Annotated in this window: 14 protein-coding genes; 7 read left to right on the top strand and 7 right to left on the bottom strand. The window is 76.0% G+C overall.

Annotated features, from left to right (window positions below; translation table 11 throughout):
* The first annotated feature begins 11 nt into the window (after positions 1-11).
* The 3 genes from nucS (at position 12) to ACJTNH_RS04500 (ending at position 2,912) form a co-directional block, all read left to right on the top strand.
* Positions 12-683: an endonuclease NucS gene (gene nucS / locus ACJTNH_RS04490; protein ID WP_458173070.1), complete on the top strand. Its 672-nt coding sequence runs from the start codon at positions 12-14 to the stop codon at positions 681-683.
* 136 nt (positions 684-819) lie between these two features.
* Positions 820-2,601 carry a 3-hydroxyacyl-CoA dehydrogenase family protein gene (locus tag ACJTNH_RS04495; RefSeq protein ID WP_458173071.1) on the top strand — a complete coding sequence of 594 codons (1,782 nt, stop codon included), beginning with the start codon at positions 820-822 and terminating at the stop codon, positions 2,599-2,601.
* Between the two features lie 5 nt (positions 2,602-2,606).
* On the top strand, positions 2,607-2,912 hold the full coding sequence (locus ACJTNH_RS04500) for a hypothetical protein (RefSeq protein WP_458173072.1): 306 nt from the start codon (positions 2,607-2,609) through the stop codon (positions 2,910-2,912).
* 94 nt (positions 2,913-3,006) lie between these two features.
* Here ACJTNH_RS04500 and ACJTNH_RS04505 read toward each other — a convergent pair whose 3' ends face one another.
* From ACJTNH_RS04505 to mce, 6 genes are all read right to left on the bottom strand, one after another.
* Positions 3,007-3,657 (bottom strand): class F sortase, encoded by a 651-nt coding sequence (locus ACJTNH_RS04505; RefSeq protein ID WP_458173073.1) that lies wholly within the window; start codon positions 3,655-3,657, stop codon positions 3,007-3,009.
* 17 nt (positions 3,658-3,674) lie between these two features.
* Positions 3,675-4,553 (bottom strand): DUF4397 domain-containing protein, encoded by an 879-nt coding sequence (locus ACJTNH_RS04510; RefSeq protein ID WP_458173074.1) that lies wholly within the window; start codon positions 4,551-4,553, stop codon positions 3,675-3,677.
* Between the two features lie 61 nt (positions 4,554-4,614).
* Positions 4,615-6,438 carry a hypothetical protein gene (locus tag ACJTNH_RS04515; RefSeq protein ID WP_458173075.1) on the bottom strand — a complete coding sequence of 608 codons (1,824 nt, stop codon included), beginning with the start codon at positions 6,436-6,438 and terminating at the stop codon, positions 4,615-4,617.
* 582 nt (positions 6,439-7,020) lie between these two features.
* Positions 7,021-8,544 (bottom strand): hypothetical protein, encoded by a 1,524-nt coding sequence (locus ACJTNH_RS04520; RefSeq protein ID WP_458173076.1) that lies wholly within the window; start codon positions 8,542-8,544, stop codon positions 7,021-7,023.
* Between the two features lie 156 nt (positions 8,545-8,700).
* Positions 8,701-10,032, bottom strand: a complete 1,332-nt coding sequence (gene ccrA / locus ACJTNH_RS04525; protein WP_458173077.1) for a crotonyl-CoA carboxylase/reductase — start codon at positions 10,030-10,032, stop codon at positions 8,701-8,703.
* Positions 10,033-10,132: 100 nt separating this feature from the next.
* The gene (gene mce, locus ACJTNH_RS04530) at positions 10,133-10,585 is read right to left on the bottom strand and encodes a methylmalonyl-CoA epimerase (RefSeq protein ID WP_458173078.1); all 453 of its coding nucleotides are present in this window, start codon (positions 10,583-10,585) and stop codon (positions 10,133-10,135) included.
* 207 nt (positions 10,586-10,792) lie between these two features.
* Between mce and ACJTNH_RS04535 the strand changes: the two genes are divergently transcribed.
* The 3 genes from ACJTNH_RS04535 to ACJTNH_RS04545 all read left to right on the top strand — a co-directional run bounded on the left by ACJTNH_RS04535 (position 10,793) and on the right by ACJTNH_RS04545 (position 14,558).
* Entirely contained in the window at positions 10,793-12,013 is a 1,221-nt protein-coding gene (locus ACJTNH_RS04535) for an acetyl-CoA C-acetyltransferase (RefSeq protein ID WP_458173079.1), read from the top strand.
* A complete protein-coding gene (gene meaB, locus ACJTNH_RS04540; protein ID WP_458173080.1) occupies positions 12,010-13,014 on the top strand; it encodes a methylmalonyl Co-A mutase-associated GTPase MeaB in 1,005 nt (334 codons plus the stop codon). The genes ACJTNH_RS04535 and meaB overlap by 4 nt, the downstream gene beginning before the upstream one ends.
* 62 nt (positions 13,015-13,076) lie before the next feature.
* Complete coding sequence (locus ACJTNH_RS04545; RefSeq protein WP_458173081.1) at positions 13,077-14,558, top strand: phytoene desaturase family protein; 1,482 nt, start codon at positions 13,077-13,079, stop codon at positions 14,556-14,558.
* Between the two features lie 79 nt (positions 14,559-14,637).
* On the opposite strand, the gene ACJTNH_RS04550 is transcribed toward ACJTNH_RS04545, so the two are convergent.
* Entirely contained in the window at positions 14,638-15,450 is an 813-nt protein-coding gene (locus ACJTNH_RS04550) for a hypothetical protein (RefSeq protein WP_458173082.1), read from the bottom strand.
* A gap of 235 nt (positions 15,451-15,685) precedes the next feature.
* Between ACJTNH_RS04550 and ACJTNH_RS04555 the strand changes: the two genes are divergently transcribed.
* A complete protein-coding gene (locus tag ACJTNH_RS04555; protein WP_458173083.1) occupies positions 15,686-16,195 on the top strand; it encodes a MarR family winged helix-turn-helix transcriptional regulator in 510 nt (169 codons plus the stop codon).
* Positions 16,196-16,215 lie beyond the last annotated feature (20 nt).

Raw genomic sequence — 16,215 nt, forward strand, 5'->3', positions numbered from 1 at the left:
CGTCGCCGTCCGTGCGCCTGGTCATTGCCCGCTGCTCCGTGGACTACATCGGGCGGCTCACCGCCCACCTCCCGCCCGCGACCCGGCTGCTGCTGGTCAAGGCCGACGGCTCGGTGTCCATCCACGCCGACGACCGGGCCTACAAGCCGCTGAACTGGATGAGCCCGCCGTGCTCGCTCAAGGAGGAGCTCACCGACGGCTCCGGCACCTGGACGGTCACCAACAAGGCCGGCGAGCAGCTGGTCATCACGATCGAGTCGGTCGAGCACGACTCCCGCCACGACCTGGGCGTCGACCCCGGCCTGCAGAAGGACGGCGTGGAGGCCGACCTGCAGCGGCTGCTGGCGCTGCACGTGGAGACCTTCGGCGAGGGCTGGTCGCTGGTCCGCCGGGAGTACCCGACCGCGATCGGCCCGGTCGACCTGCTGTGCCGGGACGCCGGTGGCACGACGGTGGCGGTGGAGATCAAGCGCCGTGGGGAGATCGACGGCGTCGAGCAGCTCACCCGCTACCTGGAGCTGCTCAACCGCGACCCGCTGCTGGCCCCGGTGAAGGGCGTGTTCGCCGCCCAGGAGATCAAGCCGCAGGCGCGGGTGCTCGCCGCCGACCGGGGCATCGACTGCCTGACCGTCGACTACGCCGTCCTGAAGGGCACCGACGACCCGTCCCAGCGGCTGTTCTGAAAGGACCCCGTCGCACCCCACCACACGCTCCGCGCGCGGCGGGTCCCGGCGACGGGGCCGGGACTACCGGCGGGTAGCTCTCTGGTCGGAGGTGGGAGACTCACCGGCGATCACCGGACGGCGGAGGGACGGCACCGTGGCCAGAGAACTGACCGAGGTCGGCGTGGTGGGGCTGGGCACCATGGGCGCCGGCATCGCCGAGGTGCTGGCCCGGGCCGGGCTCTCGGTGACGGCGGTCGAGGTGACCGACGAGGCGCTGCAGCGCGGCCGCGCGCACGTCGAGCAGTCCACCGGCAAGGCCGTCGCCCGCGGGAAGCTCGAGCCCGCGGCGCGCGACGAGATCCTGTCCCGGATCCGGTTCACCACCGCCATGGAGGACCTCGCCGTCGCCGAGCTCGTCGTGGAGGCCATCCCGGAGCGGATGGAGCTCAAGGCCCAGCTGTTCGCCCGGCTGGACGCCATCTGCCCGCCGGACACGATCCTGGCGACCAACACCTCCAGCCTGTCGGTCACCGAGCTGTCGGTGACCACCGGGCGCCCGGGCAAGGTCATCGGGATGCACTTCTTCAACCCGGCGCCGGTGATGAAGCTGGTCGAGGTGGTGCGCACCGTCGTCACCGAGCCCTCGGTGGTCGAGGACGTCGAGGCGCTCGCCGCCCGGCTGGGCAAGATCGACGTCACCATCGGCGACAAGGCGGGCTTCATCGCCAACGCGCTGCTCTTCGGCTACCTCAACCACGCCGTCGAGATGTTCGAGAACCGCTACGCCAGCCGGGAGGACATCGACGCGGCCATGCGGCTGGGCTGCGGCCTGCCGATGGGCCCGCTGGCGCTGATGGACCTCATCGGCATCGACACCGCCTACGAGATCCTCGTGACGATGTACCAGCAGTCGCGCAACCGGCTGCACGCCCCGTCACCGGTGATCAAGCAGATGATGACCGCCGGCCTGCTCGGCCGGAAGACCGGCCGCGGCTTCTACACCTACGCCGGCCGGGACTCCGCCGAGGTCGTGCCGGACGCCCAGACCCCGCCCGCGGAGGACGCCGCCGCCGAGGTACGCCCGCTGCGCCGGATCGGTGTCGTGGGGTCCGGGACGATGGCCACCGGGATCATCGAGGTCGTCGCCACGGGCGGCTACGACGTCACCTTCGTAGCCCGCACCCCCGACAAGGTCGAGACGGTGCAGGCCGAGCTGACCCGGGCGCTGGACAAGCAGGTCGTCCGCGGCCGGCTGGAGCAGACCGACCGGGACGCCGCCCTCGCCCGGGTCACCGGCAGCGCCCGGCTCGACGACCTGGCCGACGCCGACCTGGTCATCGAGGCCGTCGTCGAGCACCTGGCCACCAAGCAGGCGCTGTTCGCCGCGCTGGGTGAGATCGTCCGGCCCGGCGCGGTGCTGGCCACCACGACGTCCAGCCTGCCGGTGATCGAGTGCGCCAAGGCCAGCGAGCGCCCCGGTGACGTGGTCGGGCTGCACTTCTTCAACCCCGCACCGGCGATGAAGCTGGTCGAGGTGGTCTCCACCATCGCCACCGACCCCGACGTCGCCGCCACCGCGCGCGCCGTCTGCGCGCAGCTGGGCAAGCACGCCGTCTCCTGCACCGACCGGGCCGGGTTCATCGTCAACGCGCTGCTGTTCCCCTACCTCAACGACGCGGTCAAGATGCTCGAGGCGCACTACGCCACCGCCGACGACATCGACGCCGCGATGAAGGTCGGCTGCGGCTACCCGATGGGCCCCTTCGAGCTGCTGGACGTCGTCGGCCTGGACGTCGCGCTGGCGATCGAGCGGGAGCTCTACACCGAGTTCCGCGAGCCCGGCTTCGCCCCGGCGCCGCTGCTCGAGCACCTGGTCACCGCCGGCTACCTGGGCCGCAAGGCCGGCCGCGGCTTCCGCGACCACTCGGACCGGTAGCCGCCGTGGGTCGCCGGGGCGGCAACCGCCGAGCGCGGTCCGGGCCGCCGCCGGGTCGTCGCCCGGCCCAGCCGATCGAGGAGGCCGGCGACGGCGACTGGGTGGTCCGCCCGCTCACCGGCGCGGGCAGCGACAAGACCTACCGCTGCCCGGGCTGCGACCAGGAGATCCGGCCGGGCACCCCGCACGTGGTCACCTGGCCGGCGTACGCCCGCGACTCCGACCTGGAGCCCTGGGACACCGAGTCGGCCGCGGACTGGCGCCGGCACTGGCACACCGCCTGCTGGCGGGCCCGCGGCCGCCGCCGCTGAAAGAAGGACCCCGCTGCCCCCCCACACCTCGCTCCGCTCGGCGCGGGCCCCTGCAGCGGGGCCAGGGCCGGGGGCGGGGGCGGGGCCGGGGGCGTCAGGTGAGCCGGGCGTAGACGACGACGTTGTCGGTGTAGCTGCGGCGGGAGCGGTCGAAGGTGCCGCCGCAGGTGATCAGTCGCAGCTCCGCGCCGGTCGTCGGCCCGTAGACCTCGTCGGTGGCGAAGTCGTCCTTGGGGTAGGCGGCCACCCGGGAGACCACGAACTCGACCACGGTGTCGTCGCTGCGGGTCACCTGCACCCGGTCACCGGGCCCGAGCTCCTCCAGCCGGAAGAACACGCCCGGGCCGCGACGGTCGTCGACGTGACCGGCCAGCACCGCCGGCCCCACCTCGCCCGGCGCCGGGCCGTCCGCGAACCAGCCGGCCTGCTCGAAGTCCGCCGGGGGCACGAGGGCCCCGGCGTCGTCCACGCCGATCCGGGTGAGGTCGGTGTCCAGGCCGATGGCGTCGATCCGCAGCGCGGCCGGGGTCGCGACGGCGCGGGCGGCGGGCACCGCGGCGGGGGAGCCGAGCACCACCGGCGCCGGCGGGGTCGCCGACGGCACCGCGTCGCCCGGACGGTCGACCAGGGCGACGGTGCCGGCCACGACCGCCACGGCGAGCAGCCCGCCGCGCACCGCGGTCAGCCGGTGGCGCCCCGGCCGGCGGTGCCGGCCGGACCGCTCCTGGCCGCTCGCCCGCCTCACTGCTCCTGCCGGGTGGATCAGGAGGCCAGGTGCCGTGGCGCGCGTCCGCGGCGGGGCAGGCGCACCCCCACGGCGAGTGCCAGCGTGGCCAGCGCGAGGACGGCGAGGGCCGCCCGGCCGACCGGCAGGCCCTCGCGCGCCGCCGTGCCGCCGGCACCGGCCTCGACGCCACCGACCGGGACGACGCCCGGGCTGGCGGCGTCCAGCACGCTGGTCACGGTCAGCCCGCCACCGCTGCGGTCGAGCACCAGCACGGTGTAGACCGACCCGGCGGCCAGCTCGACCGGCAGCTCGCTCGCCTCGCCGGCGCTGGTGGTCACCGTCAGGTCGCCTGCACCACCGGGCACGTCGACGTAGTCGGTCGACTCGGCGAAGGGCAGGTCGCTGGCCAGCGCGCCGCCACCGGCCAGCGTCAGGTCCAGCGGCGCCCCGGTGCTGGCGGCGTTGACCACCCGGGCGCGTGCCTGCCCGGCGGGCGGCAGGGTGAGGTCGTCGGACAGGACGGCGAAGCCCAGGTCGGCGAAGTAGCCGACGCCGGCGATCGTGGTCGCCGCACCGGGGGCCACCGTGACGGTGCTGGCGAGCACCGGCGGGCTGGAAGGGTCGGCGCCGGCGGCGCGGGCGCTGACCGTGTACGTGCCGGTCGGGACGACCTGGTACGGGGAGACGTCCCCGTAGGTCACCGCGGGCAGGACCACACCGACGTCGGGGTCGGACACCGAGTCGATGTAGGCGTCCACCGAGGGGGTGTCGGGGGACAGGTGCATCATCCGCACCAGCCCCTCCTCGCCGGACACGGCGGGCGCGGCGGCGGCCCCGGTCGCGGCGGGCAGCCCCAGGGCGAACAGCCCGGCGCAGAGCAGGGCGAGCAGCGGCGCTCGGGTCAGCCGGGGCATGAGGCTCCTCCTCGGTGGTGGTGGTCCGGTGCGTCACTACCCAGGGTGTGGCGGTGCACGCTCATCGTCCCCCGGTGATGCTGACCAGTGCGTCGGGGTCGCGCACGAGCGGGTAGCCGACCAGCAGTCCGCCCTCGACCTCGACGACCCGGTCGGGCGCGTACGGCCGGCGCTGGGCGTCCAGCAGCGCGCGCAGCCGGTCCGCGGCCGCCTGGGCCGCGGCGTCGTCCCCGGCGATCGACGTGCCGCCGAGGCTGCTGATCACCGCCTGGCGGACGGGCGCCTCGCCCGGCTCGCCGGGCACCGGCAGCAGTGAGCCGACCCCCACCCCGTACCGCGCACCGAGGCCGGCCAGCAGCGACAGCAGCCGCGGGTCGACCCGGCCGGCGGCGAGCACCGCCGCCGCCTCGGCGGGGACGTCGGTCGTGGGGTTGGCCAGCAGGGCGGCGGCCAGGTCGCGGCGGGCCGCCAGCTGCTCCTCGGTCGGTGCGACCGGGCGGGGGTCGGCGACGGTGAGCACCGGGCCGTCGGCCGCGTCGCCGAAGCGGGCCAGGGGTGCGCTGCCCGCCGCGGGCCGGTCCGTGGTCACCAGCAGCGCCAGGCCGTCGGGAGCGGGCGCCGACGCCGGCACCGGCACGTCCCCGCTGCGGACCAGCTGCGCCTCGTCGACGCCGGCGTGCAGCAGCTCGGCGCCCGTCCTGGGCCCGGCGACCAGCACGGCGTCGTCCCGGAGCTGGTCGGCCGTCCAGGCGGCCAGCTGCGCGTACGCAGCCGCCCCGAGGTCGCGCCGCGGCGCGCCGGCCAGCGCCGCGGCCGCACCGGCCCCCGCCCCGGCCAGGAGGACGGCGGCGACCAGCCCGGCGGCCAGCAGGGCCTGCGGGCGCCGGGCGAGGACCGGGCGGGCGACCCGGGACGCCGCGACGGTGGCCACCGCGCCCAGCAGCAGCGCGGCGAGCGGCAGGACGACGACCAGCGCGGACAGCCGGCTCACCGGCGGGGCGACGGCGAGCACGGTGACGGCGACGAGGGAGGCGCCCAGGGCGCGCAGGCCCGGCAGCGACCAGGCGGCGAGCAGACCCACGGCCACGAGGGCGGCGCTGAGCAGCCAGAGGTCGAGCCGGTCGGCACCCCAGCGGGCCGGGTCCCCGGCGTCGGGGTGCCAACGGCCGACCAGCACCCGGGTGCCGGCCAGCAGCAGCAGGCCCAGACCGGCGGCCAGTGCGCGCCGGCGTACCGGACCGGTCAGCGCCGCGGTGGCGGCGGCCCCGGCGACGAGGAGCAGCAGCACGTCGGGCGCCAGCAGCCCGGCCAGCACGACGGCGACCGCGGCGAGCACGGCGGCGGCGACCGGCGGGCGGTTGCCGGCTGCCCGGCCGCCGCCGAGCAGGCCGGCGAGCAGCCACGCCGCCAGCAGCGACCAGGCGCTCGCGAACACGGCCGGGGTGGCGACCGCGTGCAGCGGCGCCAGCGTGGGCACCGCGCCCAGTGCCAGCACGCTCAGCGCGCAGGCGGCGTCCGGTACCCCGATCCGCCGCGCGGTGCGCCACAGCAGCACGGCGCTGACCAGGAGCACGACGAGCAGCAGCTCCCGCTCGGCACCGGCGAGGGTGGCGTGCCGCGCCACGGCCCGGGTCACCGTCGCGTGGACCGCCGCGTGCGCGGCCCCCAGCCCCTCGGGGGAGAGCGCGGCCAGCGAGCCCTCGCCGCGGGCGAGCAGGAAGGCCGGCGCCATCAGGGCGCCGTCGCCGGGCAGCGGCCCGCCGCGCAGCGTGCGCCCGGCGACCAGGCCGACCACGACCAGCGCCGCCAGCGGCCACAGCAGACCGGCCCGGGCACGGGCCAGCAGGGGCGGTCGTGCGGCCCGGTGCCGGGCCCGTCGCGGCACGCCGCCGGCGCCTCGGCCGGCGGGGCCGCGGTCGTCCGCAGCACGGCCGGTGTCCGCGCCCGGGCGCCTGGTGCGGGTGCGGCCGGTGTCGGGCCGCGCGGCGTGGGCAGAGCGAGGCTGCGCGTCGCGGACAGGGCCCTCGGCGCCGGACGCCGCCCGGCCCTCCGGCGTGGCAGCAGGTGGCTCGGCTCCTGGCTCGCCAGTCGGCACGGCCCAGCTGACCTGCTGGTCGTGAGCGCGGTGGCCCGCTGCGTGCAGCCGTCGCGGCTCGCCGGTGCCGGACGTCGGGGCGCCGTCCGGCCGTGTCGTCGACTCGGCCACGGCCGTCGTCCTCCCCCCCGCGCTGGCTGCGGTCCCGGTGGTCGCTGACCGGGACCGGTCACGGTCCCATCGTGCCCTCGCCGCGGGCACCCCGCCGTGCCGCGCTGCCGACGGACGCCCCACGACCGCCGGGCCGGCTCAGCAGCAGGTGACCCGGCCGACCCTGACACGGCCGTCCGGGCGCGGCCATCGGGGGAGACGACGACGGACCCGCCCGCGCCATCGGCGCCGGACGGGTCCGTCGGGAGGGAGGTGCGGAGGTCAGCTCCGGCCGGGGGCGGCGGGGCCGCCCTGGCCGGCCGGCACCGCGGGGTTCGGCTGCACCCGGGTGGCCGGGCCACGGGCCGGGACCGGCGGCGTCTGCCGCGGGGTCGGCTGGGGCCGCTGCTGGGCCGCCGGACGGTCGACGGCCGGCTGCTCCGCGGTGCCGGGCTGGGTGGCATCGGCCTCGTCACCGGTGGACTGCGCCGCGGCCGGTGCCGTCTCCGGCCGCTGGGCCGCGACCTGCTGCGTCGGGTGGGCGGGGGGCGGGGTCCGGACGACCTGGCGCTGTCCCGTGGCCGGGGCACCGGCCTGCTCGGGCGCCGGTGCCACACCGGACCCGGCCGGCGCCGGCATGCGGACCTCCTGGGTCTGCGCCGCCCGCGCCGGTGCGGCTGCCTGGGCGCCCGCCGCCGAGCTGCCTGCCGGCGCCTGGGCCGGTGCCTGCTGAGCCGGGGCCGGCCGGCTCGCGGCCTGCGCTGCCGGTGCCTGGTCGCCCTGGGGTGCCTGCTCGCGCTGCGCCGCCTGCTCGCGCTGCGCTCCTGCCTGCTCGCGCTGCGTCGGCTGGGCCGCGGCTGCCTCGTTCGCCTGCTGGGCCGGCGCCTGCTGTGCCCGGTCCTGCGGAGCATCGGCCGGGGCCTGCTGCCGCGGCGCGGCGGCCGGTGCCGGGGTGTCGCTGCCCTGCTGCGGACGGTCCGACAGGTCCGGCAGCTGACCGAGCAGCGAACGGACGTCGGTCAGCCGGCCGACCAGCTCGTCGCGGACAGCGCGGATCGCGGCGGCCGCCGCCTCCGCCTCGGCGACGGTGCGGCGGGCCCGCTCGTCGGCCTCGGCCACCCGCTGCTGCGCCGTGGCGATCGAGGTGCGCTCGCGCTCCTCCTCCAGCCGGGCCGCCTCGGTGCGGCGGGCGCGCTGGGCGATCTCGAAGTCCTGCTCGGCCTTGGCGCGGCGGGCCTGCGAGTCGGCGTCGAGCCGGGCCACCCGCTCCTGGGCCTTGGTGACCAGGTCGTCGGCGCGGGCCTGTGCCACGGCGGCGATCTGCTCGGCGTGCTGGCGGGCCTCGACGACCAGCCGCTCGGCCTCCGCCCGGCTGGCGGCCGACCGCTCGCCCAGCGCGCGCTCCTCGCCGGCGACCCGCTCGCGGATCGCCTCGGCCTCGGCGGCCACGGCTGCCTGCAACTGGGCGGCCTGCTCCTCGGCCGCGCGGCGGATCTCCGCGGCCTCCTCCTCGGCCAGCCGGAGCATGTTCGAGATCCGCTCGCCCATGTTCTCGAAGGTGGGCGCGCTGGCGGTGGCCGCGCGACGGCGCAGCGACTCGACCTCGCCGTGCAGCGCCTGCAGCTGGCGGGCCAGATCGGCGGAGCGGGCGACCGCGGCGTCGCGGTCGGCGAGCGCGACGCGCAGGTCGGCGTCCAGGCCGGCCAGCGTCTCGGCCACCTGCTCCCGGTCGTACCCCTTGCGGACGACGTCGAAGGTCGGCCCGCTGTCGCGGTAGTCGAGCAGTTCGTCGCGGGGGTCGCTCATGCCGTCATCCTCGCATTGATCCGGGGGTGCGGTCAGCGTGTCGTGGACCGCTCCCAGCGAACTCCCAGACCCCGCCCCGCCGGTCCTGTCGCGGACCGGCAGGGCGCTGCGCAGGAGCCCACCGCGGGCCGTGGGCGGTGGAGCAGGAGCCGCCGGCTACTGGTCCCGGAACCGGTTGATCGCCGTCAGGTGCTGCTCGCGCAGCGCCGTGTCCCGCACGCCGAGGCCCTCCTCCGGGGCGAGGGTGAGCACCCCGACCTTGCCCTGGTGCAGGTTGCGGTGGACGTCGTAGGTGGCCTGGCCGACGTCGTGCATGGCGTAGGTCTTCGACAGGGTCGGGTGGATCAACCCCCGCTGGATCAGGCGGTTGGCCTCCCACGCCTCGCGGTAGTTGGCGAAGTGCGAGCCGACGATCCGCTTGAGGTTCATCCAGAGGTAGCGGTTGTCGTAGGAGTGCAGGTACCCGCTGGTGGAGGCGCAGGTGACGATCGTGCCGCCCCGGCGGGCGACGTAGACGCTCGCGCCGAAGGTCTCCCGGCCCGGGTGCTCGAACACGATGTCGGCGTCGTCCCCGCCGGTCAGCTCGCGGACCCGCGCCCCCAGCCGCTTCCACTCGTCGGGGTCCTGGGTCTCCTCGTCCTTCCAGAACCGGTACTGCTCGGCCGAGCGGTCGATCACCAGCTCGGCGCCCATCGACCGCACGATCTCGGCCTTCTCCGGGCTGCCGACCACGCAGACCGGGATCGCGCCGCCGTTGAGCGCCATCTGGGTCGCGTAGGAGCCCAGCCCGCCGGAGGCACCCCAGATGAGGACGACGTCGCCCTGCTTCATCGCCGCGCCGTTGCGGCTGACCAGCTGTCGGTAGGCGGTGGAGTTGACCAGCCCGGGGCAGGCGGCCTCCTCCCAGGTGAGGTGGGCCGGCTTGGGCATCAGCTGGTTGCTCTTGACCAGGGACAGCTCGGCCAGGCCGCCGAAGTTGGTCTCGAAGCCCCAGATGCGCTGCTGCGGGTCCATCATCGTGTCGTCGTGGCCGGCCGGGTCCTCGAGCTCGACCGACAGGCAGTGCGCGACGACCTCGTCGCCGGGCTCCCACCTGTTCACCCCGGGGCCGACCCGGACCACGACGCCGGCCAGGTCGGAGCCGACCACGTGGTAGGGCAGGTCGTGTTTCTTCGTCAGGTCGTTGAGCCGGCCGTAGCGGGCCAGGAAGCCGAAGGTCGACACCGGCTCGAAGATCGACGTCCACACGGTGTTGTAGTTGACCGACGAGGCCATCACCGCGACCAGCGCCTCGCCCGGGCCCAGCTCCGGGGTCGGCACCTCCTCGACGTGGAGGGACCGTCGCGGGTCCTTGTCCTTCGTCGGCAGGCCCTCGAACACCTCCTGCTCGTCCTTGCGGACCAGCACCGCGCGGTAGGACCCCGGTGTCGGGAGCCCTCCGATCGCGTCGAGGTCATCGGCGAGGATGGCGTCCCTGATCTGGTCCATGCGTGCGCTCCCGGGTCGTCGTTGGCTCGGAGAAGCAGTGCGGTGCGCGGAGGTTACTGGCCGGTAGCTCCGGCTGGCCAGGCTGTGTGACGCAGGCAACTCACCCGTGCGCGGCGGGCTCCACCAGCTCCACGAGCACGCCGCCGGCGTCCTTCGGGTGCACGAAGTTGACCCGGCTGCCCGACGTGCCGCGGCGGGGGGCGTCGTAGAGCAGCCGCAGCCCGCGCTCACGCAGCGTGGCGCTGACCGCGTCGAGGTCGGCCACCCGGAAGGCCAGCTGCTGCAGCCCCGGACCGGAGCGGCCGATGAACTTCGCGATCGTCGACTCCGGCGTCAGCGGTGCGAGCAGCTGCACCCGCGTCTCGCCCGACCCCACGGTCAGCATCGCCTCGCGGACGCCCTGCTCCTGGTTGGTCTCCTCGTGCACGGAGTGGATGCCGAAGGTCGCCGCGTAGAAGGCGATCGCCTCGTCCAGGTCGGGGACGGCGATGCCGACGTGGTCGATGGTGGTGAACAGGTCGCCGGTCAGGCCGGGGTGCGCGTCGTCGGTCACCTCCTGCATCCTGCCGCCGGTCGCGCGGGTGGGGGAGGGGCGGTCGACTCCTCGCCCGGGCGTCCGACCGTGACGTCGGTCACCGCGAAGGCTGCCGGGAACGGGCCGCGCCCTATCCTGGCGGCAGCCCGTGGTGCCCCGAGGGCCTGCGCGCTGCCCTGCCGAGACGGTCGCCAACGGCGGCGACCGGGAGCCACTGGAGCCTCGATGAGCAAGCCCGCACCCACCCGTTCCGTCATCGTCGGCGGCGCCCGGACGCCGATGGGCCGCCTGCTCGGCTCGCTGAAGGACTTCTCCGCGGCCGACCTCGGCGGCATCGCGATCAAGGCGGCGCTCGAGCGCGCCGGCATCACCGGTGACCAGGTCGACTACGTGATCATGGGCCACGTCATCCAGGCCGGCGCCGGTCAGAACCCCGCCCGGCCGGCCGCCGTCGCCGGTGGCATCCCGATGTCGGTGCCCTCCTTCACCCTCAACAAGGTCTGCCTCTCCGGCCTGGACGCGATCGCCCTGGCCGACCAGCTCATCCGCGCCGGCGAGTTCGACGTCGTCGTCGCCGGCGGCATGGAGTCGATGACCCAGGCCCCGCACCTGCTGCCCGGCTCCCGCACCGGCACCAAGTTCGGTGACGTGTCGCTGGTCGACGCCATGGCGCACGACGGCCTCACCGACACCTTCGACCAGGTCGCGATGGGCAGGCTGACCGAGGAGTCGAACAGCCGCTACGGGCTGACCCGCGAGGAGCAGGACGCCTACGCCGCAGAGAGCCACCAGCGCGCCGCCCGGGCCGCCAAGGACGGCATCTTCGACACCGAGATCACCCCGGTGCTCATCCCGCAGCGCAAGGGCGACCCGATCGAGTTCCGCGAGGACGAGGGCATCCGCCCCGACACCACCGCAGAGAGCCTGGCCAAGCTCAAGCCGGCCTTCGCCGCCGACGGCACGATCACCGCGGCGTCGGCCTCGCAGATCTCCGACGGCGCCTGCGCGGTCGTGGTGACGTCCGCGGCGAAGGCGGAGGAGCTGGGGCTGACCGTGCTCGCCGAGATCGGTGCGCACGGCGTCGTCGCCGGCCCCGACGCCACCCTGCAGACCCAGCCGTCCCGCGCCGTCCAGAAGGCGTGCCAGCGGGAGGGCATCGAGCCCGCGGACCTCGACCTGGTCGAGCTCAACGAGGCCTTCGCCGCGGTGGCCATCGTCTCCACCCGCGAGCTGGGCATCGACCCGGCCAAGGTCAACCCCAACGGCGGGGCGATCGCGCTGGGCCACCCGGTCGGGATGAGCGGTGCCCGGATCGTGCTGGACCTGGTGCTCGAGCTGGGCCGCAGGGGCGGCGGCGTGGGTGCCGCGGCGCTGTGCGGTGGCGGGGGCCAGGGCGACGCGCTGATCCTGCACGTCCCCGCCCGGCCGCTGTCCGCCCAGGCGTGACCGCCGCGGTCCCGCCGTCGCCCCCCGGACGGCGGGGCCGGCGGGCGGCCGACGTCCCCGCGCTGGTCGCGGGCGCCCGCGCGGGGGAGGCCCGCGCGGTCGCCCGGCTGATCTCCCTGGTGGAGGACGCCAGCCCGCTGCTGCGCGAGGTCGCCGCCGCGCTCGCCCCGCACACCGGGCGGGCCCGGGTGCTCGGCCTGACCGGCCCGCCCGGGGTCGGGAAGTCGACGACCACCACCGCGCTGGTGCGCGCGTTCCGGCAGGCCGGGCAGCGGGTCGGCGTGCTCGCGGTCGACCCCTCGTCGCCGTTCTCCGGCGGCGCACTGCTCGGAGACCGGGTGCGGATGCAGGACCACGCCGGCGACGGCGGCGTCTACATCCGCTCGATGGCCTCCCGCGGGCACCTGGGCGGGCTGTCCTGGGCGACGCCGCAGGCGCTGCGGGTGCTCGACGCGGCCGGCTGCGACGTCGTCCTGGTCGAGACCGTCGGGGTGGGGCAGTCCGAGCTGGAGGTCGCCTCGCTGGCCGACACCACGCTGGTGCTGCTCGCCCCCGGGATGGGCGACGGCATCCAGGCCGCCAAGGCCGGCATCCTCGAGGTGGCCGACGTCTTCGTGGTCAACAAGGCCGACCGGGACGGCGCCGACCAGACGGTCCGCGACCTGCGGGCGATGCTGTCCCTGGGCGGCCGGCACACCGAGGCCGGCGCCTGGCGGCCGCCGATCCTGAAGACCGTCGCCTCCCGCGACAGCGACAACGGGGTCGAGGACGTCGTGGCCCGGATCGCCGAGCACGGGGAGTGGCTGACCTCCTCCGGCGAGGGGCGCCGCCGCCGGGTCGAGCGGGCGGCCCGGGAGGTCGAGGCGATCGCGATCGCCGGGCTGCGCGAGCGGATGGGGGACGTCGGCGGCTCCGCGGCGCTGGGCGCGCTCGCCGAGCAGGTGGTGGGCGGGGAGACCGACCCCTACCGCGCCGCCGACCAGCTCATCGCGCAGCTCTAGCCCGGTTCGCGGGGCGGCGCGGGCCCGCCCTCGTCGCGCACCGCGGCGGCCCGGCGGGCAGGATGGCGCGGGTGAACGGGACCCCGGACGCCGTCGTCGTCGGAGCCGGCCCGAACGGGCTGGCGGCCGCGCTGCGCCTGGCCGCGGCCGGCCTGTCGGTGCGGGTGGTGGAGCGCGGTGACCGGGCCGGTGGCGGCCTGCGCACCGAGGAGGTCACGCTGCCGGGCTACCAGCACGACATCTGCGCCTCGGTGCACCCGATGGCCGCGACCGCCCCGTTCTTCCAGGAGTTCGACCTGGCCTCGCGCGGCGTGCGGCTGCTGCAGCCGGAGATCAACTTCGCCCACCCGCTGGACGGGGGACGGGCGGCGTTCTCGCACCACTCGCTGGAGCAGACCGCGGACGGGCTGGGCCGGGACGGCGCCGGCTACCGCAAGCTGTTCGGGCCGCTGCTGCGCCAGGCCGACGAGATCACCGACTTCTTCCTGACCTCGGCGTTCCGCCGGCTCCCGACCCGCGGCTTCGCCGGGGTGGCCGGCTTCGGGCTGCAGGGGCTGCCCAACGTGTCGTGGCTGGCCCGCCGCTACTTCGACGACGACGCGGCTCGTGCCCTGCTGGCCGGAGCCGCCGCGCACGGGATGCTCGACCTGAGCCGGCCGCTCACCGCGGCGCTGGGCATGTTCCTGGGGATGATGAGCCACCACAACGGCTGGCCGCTGATCGAGGGCGGTTCCCAGCAGCTGGCCGACGCGATGGTCACCGCCCTCGAGCAGCAGGGCGGTGAGGTCGTCACCGGGCACGAGGTCACCGACCTGCGCGAGTTCGACGGCGTCCCGGCGGTGCTGCTGGACACCTCGCCCGGCGCGTTCGTCGCGATGGCCGGCGACCAGGTCACCGAGGGCTACCGGCGGTGGGTGCGGCGGTACAAGCACGGGCCGGGGGTCTTCAAGGTCGACTGGGCGCTGTCGGAGCCCGTGCCGTGGACCAACCCCGACGTCCGGCGGGCCGGCACCATCCACGTCGCCGGCACCATGGAGGAGACGATCGCCGGGGAGGCCGCGCCGGCGGCCGGTCGGGCGTCGGAGAAGCCCTACGTGCTCGCCGTCCAGCCGACCGTCGTCGACCCCTCCCGGGCGCCGGGGGGCGGGCACGTCTTCTGGGCCTACGTGCACGTGCCGCACGGGTCGCCGGTGGACATGACCGACGCCATCGAGGCGCAGGTCGAGCGGTTCGCCCCCGGCTTCCGCGACACGATCCTGGCCCGGCACACCATGCACGCCGGTGAGATGGAGCGGTGGAACCCCAACGACGTGGGCGGGGACATCTCCAACGGCGAGGCGTCGCTGCGGCAGATGCTGGCCCGGCCGGTGCCGCGGTGGAACACCTACCGGACGCCGGTGCGCGGCACCTACCTGGCCTCCTCGGCCACCCCGCCCGGGCCCGCGGTGCACGGGCACTGCGGCGACAACGCCGCCCGGGTGGCGCTGCGCGAGGTCTTCGGCATCCGGCACGCCCCGCCCCTGCGCCCCGCCCCACCCGCCTGACGTCGACATCTGGGCCGGCCTCGCCGAGTGTCGGGACGTCGACGTCCGGGGGCGGGTCGAGGCGTTGACGGTCCGACACTCAGCGAGCGAGCTCGGCGGTGATGCGAGCGATCAGCTGCTCAGGGCGGTGGAGGTCGGCCGCCGTCACGAAGAGGACCCGCCAGCCGGCGGCGAGCAGCCGGTTGAGGCGACGGCGGTCGGTGGCGAACTGGCCGGGCTCGGCGTGCCAGAGGCCGTCGTACTCCAGGGCCAGCCGCCGCTCGGGCCAGGCGAAGTCGACCCGCGCGACGAACACCCGCCCGTCGTACACGGAGTGCTGCGCGACCGGGGGCGGCAGCTCGGCGCGGTGCAGCAACAGCCGCAGCCGGGTCTCCTGCGGTGAGCCGGCCAGCCCGTCGGCCAGCGCGGCGGCGGCCCGGGCCCGCCGGCAACCTCGGCCGGTGGTCGCGGCGGCCAGCGTCCGGACGCCGCCGACGTCCACCAGGCCTGCGGCGGCCAGCTGGTCGATGAGCACGACGGCCTCGTCGAGGGGCCGGTCGGCGCCCAGCGACACCGCGGTCCGCTCGGGCGTGGTGACCGGGACACCGCGCCGACGGGTGACGGTGGCGGGCTGCAGCAGTGCGCGACGCACTCGCACTCCGGTGACCGCGCAGACCCTGCTGCCGGGGGGCACGGTCAGCTCGACGTCGTCCTCGGGGCCGGCCGCGTCCACCCGCCACAGGACGGCGGCGCTGGCCCCGGTGACGACGGCGCCGGGCACCAGGACCGACGCAGCCGCCACGGCGCGCAGCTCGTGGGTGACGGGCAGGTCGGCACAGGCGTAGACGTCACGGAAGAGCCGGTGCCAGGCGCTGCTGTCCAGTTGCCGTCGGCTCAGCAGGCCTGCGTGCACCGCCGCGGTGCCTCGGAAGACACGCCCGCGCAGCGCCGGCGGACGGTGTGCAGGGACGACCACCCGGCGAGACTGACCGATCGCACGCCGACGCCGCTCGCGTCGTCCACAGGCGCCCGGACGACCAGCTCCGAGTGTCGAGTTGTCGACATGTCACCGCATCGACAGACGTCGACGGCTCCTCACTCGACGGCTGGACCGGGAGCGGCGTGGGGGAGAACTAGCCTCTGGGGCCATGGTGCGACCGCTGGGCCTGCCCTTCGACCCGATCGAGCGCGCCGCGCGGAGCTGGGAGGAGCGCTTCGGCCCGGCCGCCTCGATGCGGGCGGCCACCAGCGTGTTCCGGGTGCAGCAGATCCTGCTGGCCCGCTTCGACGAGGCGCTGAAGCCGCACCGGCTCACCTTCGCCCGCTACGAGGTGCTGGTGCTGCTGACCTTCTCCCGCACCGGTCAGCTGCCGCTGAAGGTGATCGGCAGCCGGCTGATGGTGCACCCGACCAGCGTCACCAACGCGATCGAGCGGTTGGTGGCGGCCGGGTACGTCGAGCGGCGGCCCAACCCGGCCGACGGGCGTGGGGTGCTCGCCGCGATCACCGACGCCGGGCGGGACGTCGTCCCGGCGGCCACCGCGGCGCTGACCGGCCAGGACTTCGGGCTGGCCGACCTGCCCGAGGCGGAGCTGGACGTCTTGTTCGAGGTGCTGAAGAAGGTGCGCCTGGGCGCGGGGGACGTCGCCGGCGACTGACCCCTGCGGAGGTGGCCGCA

Source organism: Modestobacter lacusdianchii (assembly GCF_054177765.1).

What these genes read in the sequence shown, in the direction of transcription:
- ACJTNH_RS04510 (WP_458173074.1), bottom strand. Translation starts at nt 4,553, where the DNA reads ATGCCCCGGCTGACCCGAGCGCCGCTGCTCGCCCTGCTCTGCGCCGGG.
- ACJTNH_RS04520 (WP_458173076.1), bottom strand. Translation starts at nt 8,544, where the DNA reads ATGAGCGACCCCCGCGACGAACTGCTCGACTACCGCGACAGCGGGCCG.
- ccrA (WP_458173077.1), bottom strand. Translation starts at nt 10,032, where the DNA reads ATGGACCAGATCAGGGACGCCATCCTCGCCGATGACCTCGACGCGATC.
- ACJTNH_RS04535 (WP_458173079.1), top strand. Translation starts at nt 10,793, where the DNA reads ATGAGCAAGCCCGCACCCACCCGTTCCGTCATCGTCGGCGGCGCCCGG.
- ACJTNH_RS04545 (WP_458173081.1), top strand. Translation starts at nt 13,077, where the DNA reads ATGGCGCGGGTGAACGGGACCCCGGACGCCGTCGTCGTCGGAGCCGGC.
- ACJTNH_RS04555 (WP_458173083.1), top strand. Translation starts at nt 15,686, where the DNA reads ATGGTGCGACCGCTGGGCCTGCCCTTCGACCCGATCGAGCGCGCCGCG.